General features: G+C 61.0%; 12 protein-coding genes. 3 read left to right on the forward strand and 9 right to left on the reverse strand.

Annotated features, from left to right (window positions below):
- Window positions 1-8: 8 nt before the first annotated feature.
- The 9 genes from ACR52_RS01540 to pcaR all read right to left on the reverse strand — a co-directional run bounded on the left by ACR52_RS01540 (window position 9) and on the right by pcaR (window position 9,483).
- Window positions 9-1,373 (reverse strand): 3-carboxy-cis,cis-muconate cycloisomerase, encoded by a 1,365-nt coding sequence (locus ACR52_RS01540; protein ID WP_048719718.1) that lies wholly within the window; start codon window positions 1,371-1,373, stop codon window positions 9-11.
- 10 nt (window positions 1,374-1,383) lie between these two features.
- The gene (locus ACR52_RS01545) at window positions 1,384-2,679 is read right to left on the reverse strand and encodes an MFS family transporter (RefSeq protein WP_048719720.1); all 1,296 of its coding nucleotides are present in this window, start codon (window positions 2,677-2,679) and stop codon (window positions 1,384-1,386) included.
- Window positions 2,680-2,866: 187 nt separating this feature from the next.
- Window positions 2,867-3,433, reverse strand: coding sequence for a protocatechuate 3,4-dioxygenase subunit alpha (gene pcaG / locus ACR52_RS01550; RefSeq protein WP_048719723.1), 567 nt, complete (start codon window positions 3,431-3,433; stop codon window positions 2,867-2,869).
- 1 nt (window position 3,434) lies between these two features.
- A complete protein-coding gene (gene pcaH / locus ACR52_RS01555; RefSeq protein ID WP_048719724.1) occupies window positions 3,435-4,139 on the reverse strand; it encodes a protocatechuate 3,4-dioxygenase subunit beta in 705 nt (234 codons plus the stop codon).
- A 17-nt stretch (window positions 4,140-4,156) separates the two neighbouring features.
- The gene (gene pcaF, locus ACR52_RS01560) at window positions 4,157-5,362 is read right to left on the reverse strand and encodes a 3-oxoadipyl-CoA thiolase (protein WP_173439166.1); all 1,206 of its coding nucleotides are present in this window, start codon (window positions 5,360-5,362) and stop codon (window positions 4,157-4,159) included.
- On the reverse strand, window positions 5,359-6,138 hold the full coding sequence (locus ACR52_RS01565; protein ID WP_048719728.1) for a CoA-transferase subunit beta: 780 nt from the start codon (window positions 6,136-6,138) through the stop codon (window positions 5,359-5,361). Before ACR52_RS01565 ends, pcaF begins: the two co-directional genes overlap by 4 nt.
- Entirely contained in the window at window positions 6,138-6,995 is an 858-nt protein-coding gene (locus tag ACR52_RS01570; protein ID WP_048719730.1) for a CoA transferase subunit A, read from the reverse strand. Before ACR52_RS01570 ends, ACR52_RS01565 begins: the two co-directional genes overlap by 1 nt.
- 160 nt (window positions 6,996-7,155) lie before the next feature.
- Window positions 7,156-8,496: an MFS transporter gene (locus ACR52_RS01575; protein WP_048719732.1), complete on the reverse strand. Its 1,341-nt coding sequence runs from the start codon at window positions 8,494-8,496 to the stop codon at window positions 7,156-7,158.
- Between the two features lie 144 nt (window positions 8,497-8,640).
- Window positions 8,641-9,483 (reverse strand): pca regulon transcriptional regulator PcaR, encoded by an 843-nt coding sequence (gene pcaR / locus ACR52_RS01580; protein ID WP_048719734.1) that lies wholly within the window; start codon window positions 9,481-9,483, stop codon window positions 8,641-8,643.
- On the opposite strand from pcaR, the gene ACR52_RS30060 reads away from it, so the two are divergent.
- The 3 genes from ACR52_RS30060 (at window position 9,472) to ACR52_RS01590 (ending at window position 12,019) form a co-directional block, all read left to right on the forward strand.
- Window positions 9,472-9,732: a hypothetical protein gene (locus ACR52_RS30060; RefSeq protein ID WP_152687570.1), complete on the forward strand. Its 261-nt coding sequence runs from the start codon at window positions 9,472-9,474 to the stop codon at window positions 9,730-9,732. The genes pcaR and ACR52_RS30060 overlap by 12 nt on opposite strands.
- A gap of 277 nt (window positions 9,733-10,009) precedes the next feature.
- Entirely contained in the window at window positions 10,010-10,210 is a 201-nt protein-coding gene (locus ACR52_RS01585) for a hypothetical protein (protein ID WP_003172389.1), read from the forward strand.
- A gap of 333 nt (window positions 10,211-10,543) precedes the next feature.
- Window positions 10,544-12,019, forward strand: coding sequence for an inorganic phosphate transporter (locus tag ACR52_RS01590; RefSeq protein ID WP_048719736.1), 1,476 nt, complete (start codon window positions 10,544-10,546; stop codon window positions 12,017-12,019).
- Window positions 12,020-12,079: the final 60 nt, after the last annotated feature.

Here is a 12,079-nt window from a genome sequence, read left to right on the forward strand (position 1 = left end):
TAAGGCATTCAAGCGTTCAATGCAAAATGTTCGGTTACAGCACGGGTGACCCAGGTTTGAGCCTGGCCCAGGTAGTGGGCCGGGTCGAGCAGGCGGTCCAGTTCAGCGGCTGACAGTTCGGCGGTGATCTGCGGTTCGTCCGTCAGTACAGCGCGCAGGTGGCGCCCCTCAGCGACCGCCCGTTTGCAGGACTGCTCCAGCAGATGGTGCGCGGTTTCGCGGCCCAGCCGTTGGGCGAGAACGATGCTGACCGCTTCGGCCAAAACCAGGCCTTGGGTCAGGCCGAGGTTTTGCGTCATACGTTCTGGGTCGACTTCCAACCCTTCGCTTACCAGCAGCGCTTGTTGCAACGCGCCGGAGACCAAGCGGCAAATCTCCGGCAAGGTTTCCCATTCGGCATGCCACAAGCCGAGGCTGCGCTCGTGCTCCTGGGGCATCGCGCTGAACATCGTCGCTACCAGGCCGGGCACGCGAGTGGCGGCGCTGATCAGCACGGCAGCGCCGACTGGGTTGCGTTTGTGCGGCATGGTCGACGAGCCGCCTTTGCCCGGCGCGGACGGTTCGAACACTTCGGCCGCTTCGGTCTGCATCAGCAAGCTGATATCGCGACCGAGTTTGCCGAGGCTGCCGGCGATCAGGCCGAGCACGCTGGAGAATTCGACCAGCCGATCACGCTGGGTGTGCCAGGGCTGCTCGGGCAGTGTCAGTTGCAACTCTGCAGCCAACGCTTCGGCCACGGGCATCGCCTGTTCGCCGAGCGCCGCCAGGGTGCCGGACGCGCCGCCGAATTGCAGCACCAGCAAGCGCGGTTTCAGCTCAGCGAGACGTTGTCGGTTACGGGTCACCGCGCCCAGCCAACCGGCGATTTTCATCCCAAGGGTGACCGGCGTTGCATGCTGCAACCAGGTGCGCCCGGCCAACGCTGTGGTCGCGTAGCGCTGCGCCTGAGCGGCAAGTATGTCGCCCAAGCGCGCCAAATCCGTCTCGACCAACTCCACCGCGCGGCGCACTTGCAGCACCAGCCCCGTGTCCATCACATCCTGGCTGGTCGCGCCCAGATGCACAAAGCGCTCGGCCCCGGCATCTTCACTGGCAATCAACTTGCCCAGTGCCTTCACCAGCGGAATCGCTGAATTCCCCGCCGTGGCAATCGCCACGCCCAAGGCATCCACGTCATACAGAGACGCCAGGCACGCCTGGGCAATCGGTGCGACGGCGGCCTGCGGGATCAACCCGACCCGGGCCTGCGCCCGGGCCAACCCGGCTTCGAAATCCAGCATGCCCTGCAGGCGCCCCTGGTCGCAGAACACCTCGGCCATGCTGTCAGCGGTGAAGTAAGCATCGAACAATTGATTGCTCGTGCGCAGTGTCATAACTCATCCCTTACAGATCGTGGTGCAAGTACGCCGCCTGTTTCGGCAGGCGCAAGCTGAACAGGAAGGCCACCGCCATCATCGCGGTCACGTACCAATAGAAAGTGTTTTCCATGCCGATGGATTTCAGGCTCAGCGCGACGACTTCCGCCGAACCGCCAAACACCGCGTTAGCCACCGCATACGCCAGGCCTACGCCCAATGCACGCACCTGAGGCGGGAACATTTCCGCTTTGACCAGGCCGCTGATGGAGGTGTAGAAGCTGACAATCGCCAAGGCCAGGGTGATCAGCACAAAGGCCAGGAACGGACTCGTGACAGTTTTCAGGGTCAGCAGGATCGGCACCGTAAACAGGGTGCCAAGGCCGGCGAACCAGAGCATCGAATTACGGCGGCCGATCTTGTCCGCCAACATGCCGAACAGCGGCTGCATGCACATGTAGAGGAACAGTGCGCCGGTCATGATGTAGCTCGAGGTCTTGGCGTGCATGCCGACCGTGTTCACCAGGTACTTCTGCATGTAAGTGGTGAAGGTGTAGAAAATCAGCGAGCCGCCGGCGGTGTAGCCCAGCACCGTCACAAACGCTTTGCCGTGGTCGCGAAACAGCGCGACGATGCTGCCGGCGTCCTTGTCTTCGCGCATTTCCTTGCTGGTGGTTTCTTTCAGGGTGCGACGCAGCAGCAGCGAGATCACCGCCGCGATGGCGCCGATCACAAACGGAATCCGCCAGCCCCAGGCGCGCAGTTCGTCTTCAGTGAGGATCTGTTGCAGGATCACCACCACCAGCACCGCCAGCAGTTGCCCGCCGATCAGCGTCACGTACTGGAACGAGGCGAAGAAGCCGCGCTGCCCCTTGAGCGCGACTTCACTCATATAGGTCGCGGTGGTGCCGTATTCGCCACCCACCGACAAACCCTGAAACAGCCGCGCCACCAACAGCAAGGCCGGTGCCCAGGCGCCGATGTCTTTGTAGGTGGGCAGGAAAGCGATGACCAGGGAACCGGCGCACATCATCAGCACCGAGATCATCATCGAATTTTTGCGACCGTGCTTATCGGCCACGCGGCCAAACAGCCAGCCGCCGATGGGACGCATCAGGAACCCGGCGGCGAACACACCGGCGGTGTTAAGCAGTTGGACTGTGGGGTCGTCCGACGGGAAAAACGCCGGGGCAAAATAAATGGCGCAGAAGGCGTAGACGTAGAAGTCGAACCATTCGACCAGGTTGCCGGAGGACGCCCCGACAATCGCAAAAATCCGCTTGCTGCGCTCTTCTCCGGTGTAATGACTCGTTTTTGTTGTCATGTTTTTTTCACTCAGTGGGAACGGTTATAGCCTAGACATACTTTGCAACAACCATGTTCCGCAAGCAGACTTTTGGATATGTGCTGCCTGAACCGACCTCATCGGGAGCAAGCCCCCTCCCACATTTAATAGGCGGCGCGCTTAAAATGTGGGAGGGGGCTTGCTCCCGATAGGATTTCAAGCCAAGTCAATAGTCGAAAAACACCGTTTCCTTATCTGTCCCCTGCAAAACCACATTCCACTGATACACACCGTCCGCATCCTGCTTGGCAATCAAGGTACTGCGACGCTCTGCAGGTACACACGCCAGCAACGAGTCATCCCCATTCAACGCCTCACCGTCAAAATAAATCCGCGTCAGCAAGTGCTTCACCAACCCCCGCGCAAACACCAACACCACCAAATGCGGCGCCTGGGTCGTGCCCTTCAGCCCCGGTACGCTGCCCGGCTTGATGGTGGTAAAGCGGAAACGCCCTTCGGCATCCACCGGCACCCGGCCAAACCCTTCGAAGTGGGGGTCAACTGCTTTGTCCTGCTCATCTTCCGGGTGGTCGTACTTGCCGGCGGCATTCGCCTGCCAGACTTCGAGCATGGCGTCGTTGACGACATCACCGTTGCCATCCACCACTTGCCCGCTGATCGCCACGCGCTCGCCGAGGGTGCCGGTTTGGGTCAGGTCTTCGCGGTTCAGCCAGGTCAGGCCGATGTGGTAATACGGCCCGACGGTGTGGGACGTGGTCGCGTTGAGTGTCATCTCATTTCTCCATCGGCGTGGCGTCGCGGCCGCGCAGGACGATGTCCCAACGGTAGCCGAGGGCATAGGAAGGAATGGTTTTTTCCAGGTCGAAACTTGCGATCAAACGTTGCTTGGCCGAGGTGTCCTGCACGCAGTTGTAGATCGGGTCGTATTCCAGCAGCGGGTCGCCGGGGAAATACATCTGCGTCACCAGACGCGTCAGCACGCTCGGCCCGAACAGCGAAAAGTGGATATGCGCCGGGCGCCAAGCGTTGTGGTGGTTGCCCCACGGATAGGCGCCGGGCTTGATGGTCTGGAACTGGTACCAGCCGTCGGCATCGGTGACGGTGCGCCCAGTGCCGGTGAAGTTCGGGTCCAGCGGTGCGTCATGGACATCGCGCTTGTGGTTATAGCGGCCGGCGGCGTTGGCCTGCCAGATTTCCACAAGGATGCCCGGCACCGGCAGGCCGTTTTCATCCAGCACGCGGCCGTGAATGATGATGCGTTCGCCCTGGGGCTCGCCGTCATGCTGGGCGGTCAGGTCATTATCTTTGTCGTTGATACGCTCGGCGCCGATAGTCGGGCCGGTGATTTCCGACAAGGAATGGGGCAGGAACACCAACGGCTTGGACGGCGAACGCAGGTTCGTCGACTGATAGGCCGGGTGCAGGTAATCAGGTTGAGTGCCCGCTTGCGGGCGCCGGTATCCTGGCTTGTCACTCATTGAGCAATCCTCTCTTATTAGATACGTTCAATTGCCAGGGCCAAGCCTTGGCCGACGCCCACACACATGGTCGCCAGGCCTTTGCGGCCGCCGTTTTTTTCCAACTGATGCAGGGCCGTCAACACCAGCCGCGCGCCGCTCATACCCAGGGGATGGCCGAGGGCGATGGCGCCACCGTTCGGGTTGACCTGGGGGGCATCGTCGGCAATGCCGAGTTCACGCAGCACCGCCAGGCCTTGGCTGGCGAAAGCTTCATTGAGTTCGATGACATCAAAATCGGTGACCGCCAAACCCAGGCGCTCCACCAGTTTGCGTACCGCCGGCACCGGACCGATGCCCATCACCCGTGGCGCAACACCCGCACTGGCCATGCCCAACACACGGGCGCGGGCGGTCAGGCCGTGTTTCTTCACGGCTTCGGCAGACGCCAGAATCAACGCCGCTGCACCGTCATTCACGCCTGAGGCATTGCCGGCGGTGACGGTCTTGTCCGGCCCATTCACTGGCTTGAGTTTGGCCAGGGTTTCCAGGGTGGTGTCGGCGCGCGGGTGCTCATCGTGTTCCACCACGGTTTCGCCTTTTTTATGGGCGACCCGCACCGGCACGATTTCCTCGGCAAAGAAGCCGGCGGCTTGCGCGGCGGCGGTGCGTTGCTGGCTACGCAGGGCGAAAGCGTCTTGATCGGCGCGGGAAACCTTGTAGTCGTCAGCGACGTTATCGGCGGTCTGCGGCATCGCATCCACGCCGTACTGGGCCTTCATCAACGGGTTGATAAAACGCCAGCCGATGGTGGTGTCTTCCAGTTTCATGTTGCGCGAAAACGCCGCGTCGGCCTTGCCCATCACGAACGGCGCACGGGACATCGACTCGACGCCCCCGGCAATTGCCAGCTCCATTTCGCCGCTGGCAATCGCACGAAACGCGGTGCCGATGGCATCCATGCCCGAGGCGCATAAACGGTTGAGGGTCACACCGGGAATGCTTTCCGGCAAGCCCGCCAGCAACAGCGCTATGCGTGCGACGTTGCGGTTGTCTTCACCGGCCTGGTTGGCACAGCCGAAGAACACCTCGTCGACGGCAGTCCAATCCACCGAAGGGTTGCGTTCAATCAATGCCTTGATCGGCAGCGCGGCCAGGTCATCGGCGCGCACGGTGGACAGGCCACCGCCGAAACGACCGATAGGCGTGCGAATCGCATCGCAGATAAATACGTCGCGCATCAGGCTTCTCCCGGCGCTTGGCCATGAGCGGCGGCGGTGCGCGCTTCGAGATCACGCAGGGCGGTCAACTCGACGTCGCTCGGTTCAGCGGTGGTACTCACTTGGTCGGCAAACCGAATCGCCCAACCGGTGGCCGCGACGACTTGCTCGCGGGTCACGCCAGGGTGCAGTGCGGTGACCACGAACTCATGTGTGCCCTCTTCCGGCTCCATGACGCACAGGTCGGTAATAATCCCTACAGGACCGGCACCGGGCAGGCCCAGACGCTTGCGTGAGTCGCCGCCTTCGCCGTGGCCGACAGAGGTGATGAAATCCAGCTTGTCGACAAACGAACGCGCCGACTGCTTGAGTATGATCAACACGCTCTTGGCGGAACCGGCGATCTCCGGCGCGCCACCGGCACCCGGCAGGCGCACCTTGGGCTGGTGATAATCACCGACCACGGTGGTGTTGATGTTGCCGAAACGGTCGACTTGGGCCGCGCCGAGAAAGCCGACGTCAATACGCCCGCCCTGCAGCCAATAGCGAAAAATCTCACCGGTGGGGACGACCGTATCAGCGGTTTCCGCCAGCTCGCCGTCACCGATGGACAGCGGCAGTACGCTGGGCTTGGCGCCAATCGGGCCGGACTCGTAGATCAGCACCACGTCCGGCGACGAGGTCAAGCGCGCCAGGTTGGCGGCTTTGGACGGCAGGCCGATGCCGACGAAGCATACCGAGCCGTTCTTCAGGCGGCGCGCGGCGGCGACCGTCATCATTTCATTGGTCGAGTAAGCCATTACTTGGCCTCCTGCGCGGTGGCCAGCTTGGCCTGGAATTCACTGAAATCGGCAGTGCCGTGGATGTATTCGTCGATCCAGGCGGTAAAAGTCTCACGGTCGCGAGCAATCGGGTCCCACGCCTGGTAGAAGCGGTTGTCGCGCTCGTTATAGCCGTGGGCGTAGGACGGATGCGCGCCGCCGGGCACATGGCAGACGGCGGTCAGGGCCCAGGTTGGCAGCACGCAGCTGTTCATCGGTGCATTCAGGTCGTCGACGATTTCCTCAACGGTGACGATACAACGCTTGGCCGCCAGCGCCGCTTCCTTCTGCACGCCGAGAATGCCCCAGAGCAATACGTTGCCCTTGCGGTCGGCCTTTTGTGCGTGAATTACGCTGATGTCCGGACGCACTGACGGCACCGCCGCCAGCACTTCGCCGGTGAACGGGCAGGTCACGGTTTTTATCAGCGGGTTGACCTTGGGCAGGTCGGAACCGGCGTAGGCACGCAGCACCGCAAAGGGCAGGCCGGAGGCGCCGGCGACGTAGGCATTGGCCAGGTCGGCGTGGCTGTGTTCTTCAATCTCCAGCGGTTGCGGCCACTGCCTCTCGACCGCGTCACGCAAGCGATGCAGGGAGCCCACACCCGGGTTGCCGCCCCAGGAGAAAATCAACTTGCGCGCGCAGCCGGCGCCGATCAACTGGTCGTAGACCAGGTCAGGCGTCATGCGCACCAGCGTCAGGTCTTTCTTACCCTGACGAATGATTTCATGACCTGCGGCCGTAGGGATCAGGTGGGTGAAGCCTTCGAGGGCGACGGTATCGCCGTCGTTCACGAAGCGCTTGACCGCATCACGCAGGGTGAGAATTTCAGCCATGGGGTTGGGCTCCCGGAGTTGATCGAAAAAGGCGCTGAGGTGGCGCCGAAGTGCTTGAAGGTTAAGCCGGGCCAACGGGCCAAACAATCCGATAATCGACACAGCGTTCGATTATCGAACAGATTGTTGCCTGGCTACCTTTCCGTATAGGAGCCGGGAGTCAGGTGGCGTCGGCGTGGCTGACCATGCCCTTGATCACCACCGCAGCGGCGGCCAATCCGGCAGGAATCACCAACGCAGTCAGCACCTGCTCAAAGTTCCAGCCCAGGCCCAGCAATGTTGCGCCCATCCACGCACCAAGAATCGCGCCGAAGCGGCCAATGCCGAGCATCCACGACACACCCGTGGCGCGGCCCTGCGTCGGATAGAAGCGTGCGGCCAGCGACGGCATGGCCGATTGCGCACCGTTGACGCACATCCCGGCGATCAGCACCAACGTGGCCAAGACGGTGATATTGCCCAGGCTCTGCCCTACTGCGTAGGCAAACACCCCGGCCAGCAGGTAGAAGATGCCGATAACCTTGTGGGGATTGAAACGGTCCATCGCCCAGCCCACACCCACCGCGCTCAACACACCACCAAACTGGAACAACGCGCCGATAAACGCGGCCTGTTCCATACTGGCGCCGCTGTCGCGCATCAGGGTCGGTAGCCAGCTCGTCAGCAGGTAGACGATCACCAGGCCCATGAAGTAGGTGAGCCACAGCAGCAAGGTGCCGGCGCTGTAGGTGCCGGAGAAAATCACCGCGAACACGTTGCGTGCCTTGACTGTTTTTTGCTCGGGGACGCTGAAGCCGGTGGCCTGGGCGACGATGCTCGGTTCGATGGGGGACAGGGTTTTGCGCACCTTATCGGTACCGCGATTGCGTACCACCAGGTAACGCGCCGATTCCGGCAGCCACACCAGCAGCACCACAGCGAGGATCAACGGCAGGATGCCGCCGATCAGCAGCAGGCTGTGCCAGCCAAACGCGGGGATCAGCTTGGCCGAGATAAACCCGCCGCCGGCCATGCCCAGGTTAAAACCACAGAACATGCTGGTCACCAGCAACGACTTGTGGCGCTCAGGGGTGTATTCGGAGAGCAATGTGGTCGCATTCGGCATCCCTGCCCCCAGGCCCAGCCCGGTCAGGAAGCGCAGCACCAGCAGTTGGTCGACGTTGCTGCTGTAGGCCGAGGCCAGGCTGAACGCGCCAAACACCAGCACCGCGCCCACTAACACTACTTTGCGTCCGAAGCGGTCAGCCAGCGGCCCGGAACCGAGTGCGCCGAACACCATGCCGATCAACGCGGCGCTCATCACCGGGCCGAGGCTCGCGCGGTCGATGCCCCAGTCCTGGGACAGCGCGGGCGCGATAAAGCCCATGGCGGCGGTATCGAGGCCATCAAGGAAGACAATCAGGAAACACAGGATTACCACGCGCCACTGATAGCGTGACAGTGGCTGGGCATTGATGAAGGACTGAACGTCCAGCGTGGTACCGACAGAAGGCTGATTCATTATTTTTATTCCACACCGATGGTGGGCCAACGACCTGGGGTCGTCATTATTATTGGGCTGCGCTCAGAGCGCTGCCGCACAGTAATAAGCCAGGGGAAACACCGTCAATTGATCAAACCGGGATCTGTGCGGTCACCGAACAGCTTAGGCAAACAGCTGCGTACTCAACTCGCGGCTGGCGCTGAGCATGCTCGGCAGGAACCGCTGCTCCAGCTCGCTGCGGCTGACCCGCCCGGCGTGGGTGCTGACGTTGAGCGCGGCCAACACCTGGCCAGACGCGTCATACACCGGCACGGCGATAGAGCGCAGGCCTTGTTCCAGTTCCTGGTCGACGATGCACCAGCCCTGTTGCCGCACTTGCTGCAGGCACTCGAACAAGGCTTCGGGGGTGGTCAGTGTGCGGCTGGTCTTGGTTTGCAGTTCGGCGTGGTCGAGGTAGTCCTGCAGCGAGGCGTCGTCCAGCGCCGCGAGCAGGATGCGGCCCATGGAGGTGCAATACGCCGGCAAACGCCCGCCCACCGAGAGGTCCACCGAGATCAGGCGCTGGGTGGTGGCCGAACGGGCGATGTAAAGGATGTCGTCGCCTTCGAGGGTGGCCATGTTGCAGGCTTCGTGGAGCTGCTCGCTCATACGGTCCAGGTAGGGTTGGGCCGACACCGCCAGTGGCGTGGACGATAAATAGGCGTGGCCGAGGGTCAGGACTTTGGGCAACAGCGAATAGGTGCGCCCGTCAGTGGTGGCGTAACCGAGTTTGATCAGGGTATACAGGCAACGGCGCACGGCGGCGCGGGGAATTTCGGTGCGGTGGCTGATCTGGGCGATGGTCAGGTGGCGCTTGCGCTCCTGGAACGCCTGCACCACGGCCAGGCCGCGGGCCAGGGAGGTCATGAAGTCCGGATCACCGGTAAACGCCTGGATGCGTTTGGCCGGTGAAGCCACGATCGGCGGCGCCACTGACGCGAAAGAGTTGCGCAATTGATCGTTCATCTCGGGATCCTTTCTCTTATTCTCAACCGCTGGGAGGGCTGGCCGCTATTGAAAGCCGCGCCGACCTTGACGCACAAGGCAGGGCCAGTAACATTGGGCGATTATCGGACGACCATTCGATTATCGCAATTTTTTGCAGACGGGATCACGAAGTCGGATGGCCTCTACAACTTTTTGAAGAACGCACAATTTATGGCGCCAGGTTTTCTGCAACTACTGACGTGGGCATGTAACAAAACCCTCACATGAAGTGGACGCTTTTTAACTTTATGAGGATAGTGTTATTCAAATGCGCCGCTATAATGCAACCTGTGCAGAGGTCGGCCCGGTATCGATATCGGGATTGGAGCTCGCCAGGCGGCGCATGCTGGATGCATCGCCGGTTACAAGTACCGGTTTAGCGAAGAACCCTTTGACAGTCCTTTCATACTTGAACGGTTCTACTGTTTAATTTGAAACACGTGGAGGGCAATATTCAGGTACACCGCTGCAATTTAATTAAACTCAATTCAAATTAGGTAACACTGTGACGAAAGATGAACTGCGCGCGGAACTTGAGCGCCAGGAGCAACGTTACAAGGATGTTTACGGCGGGGAAGTCACCACCTACGCCGCCCAGCCTGAGCCAGAGCGCAAGCCATGGCGCAAACGAGCCAGTCTGCTCGACCAGGCATTTGCCCAGGAAATCCAAAAGATTGAACAGGAACTCAAAGCTGAAGAGCCATAAGCACTGCGGTCTGAGCACCCAGGGTCCTGCTGTCTCCGCCGGTCAACCGCCGGCGGAGGGCACCTCACCTCAGTGCCCACTGGCCAGCTTCCTGCTGCGGCCGGCGAAATTTCATACAAATGTTTCAGACATGACGATTTCGTGACAAAAGCCCGTCTTTTCAGCCCTGCGCGTTATAAATCAAAGACTTGTCAAACCCCCGGATTCCCTGGGATGGACGCCTTTCGCTCGCTTTTTTTCGATGAAGATTGTTACCGATGAGCAGCTAATGCATCGATTACCGAGGTTTTCTGGCATAATCGCGCCCCCTTACGACCGGGTCAGAAAACCTTCATGATCGATTTATTCAGCGGACTGGATGCTTGGGTTCTCGTGAGCCTGTTGCTCGCCCTGGCCTTTGTCCTCGCCTTCGAGTTCATCAATGGCTTTCATGACACCGCTAACGCGGTGGCCACAGTCATCTATACCAAAGCCATGCCGCCGCACCTGGCCGTGTTCTTCTCCGGGGTGTTCAACTTCCTCGGCGTGTTGCTCGGTGGTGTGGGTGTCGCCTACGCCATCGTGCATTTGCTGCCAGTGGAATTGCTGATCAATGTGAACACCGGCCATGGTTTGGCGATGGTCTTCTCATTGTTGGCAGCGGCGATCACCTGGAACCTGGGCACCTGGTACTTCGGGATTCCGGCGTCCAGCTCCCACACCCTGATCGGATCGATCCTCGGTGTCGGCCTGGCCAATGCCTTGATCAACGACATCCCTCTGGCTGACGGTGTGAACTGGCAGAAAGCGATCGATATCGGCGCGTCCCTGGTGTTCTCGCCGATGGCCGGTTTCCTGGTCGCCGCCCTGGTGCTGCTCGTCCTGAAATGGTGGCGCCCGCTGTCGAAGATGCACAAGACCCCGGATCAACGCCGCAAAGTCGACGACAAGAAGCACCCGCCGTTCTGGAACCGCCTGGTACTGGTGATTTCCGCCATGGCCGTGAGCTTCGTGCACGGTTCCAACGATGGCCAGAAAGGTATCGGCCTGATCATGCTGGTGTTGATCGGTATCATGCCGGCGCAGTTCGTACTTGACCTGGGCAGCACCACCTATCAGATCGAACGTACCCGCGACGCCACCCTGCACCTTAATCAGTTCTATCAGCGCAACCACGAGACGCTGGGTGAATTCCTGGCGCTGGGCAAAAGCGTGAAGGACGACCTGTCGGGCAAGTTCCGCTGCAATCCGCAGCAGACCGAGCCGACCATCAACGCCCTGCTGAGTACGTTGAAGGGTGTGTCTGACTACCATTCGCTGACCGCCGATCACCGCATTGAAGTACGTCGCTACCTGCTGTGCCTGGACGATACCGCGAAGAAAGTCGGCAAGCTCCCCGGCCTGGATTCCCGTGAAAAGTCCGACCTCGACAAGCTGCGCAAGGACCTGACCGCCACCACCGAGTACGCGCCGTTCTGGGTGATCCTCGCGGTCGCACTGGCCCTGGGCCTGGGCACCATGGTGGGCTGGAAGCGTGTGGTACTGACCATCGGTGAGAAGATCGGCAAGCAGGGCATGACCTATGCCCAGGGCATGTCGGCGCAAATCACCACCGCCACCATGATTGGCTTCGCCAATATCTTCGCCCTGCCCGTGTCCACTACCCACGTACTGTCGTCGGGTGTGGCCGGCACCATGGTCGCGAACAAAAGCGGCCTGCAAGGCGGCACAGTGAAGACCATCCTGATGGCCTGGATACTGACCTTGCCAGCGACCGTTGGCCTGTCGGCCGGGTTGTTCTGGCTGGCGTCCAAGGCATTGGGCAGCTGATAAACAGCCTGCAATGAAAAAGGTGCGATCCGCGAGGGTCGCACCTTTTTTTATGCCCGG

The sequence above is a fragment of the Pseudomonas fildesensis genome (genome assembly GCF_001050345.1).
GTDB lineage: Bacteria > Pseudomonadota > Gammaproteobacteria > Pseudomonadales > Pseudomonadaceae > Aquipseudomonas > Aquipseudomonas fildesensis.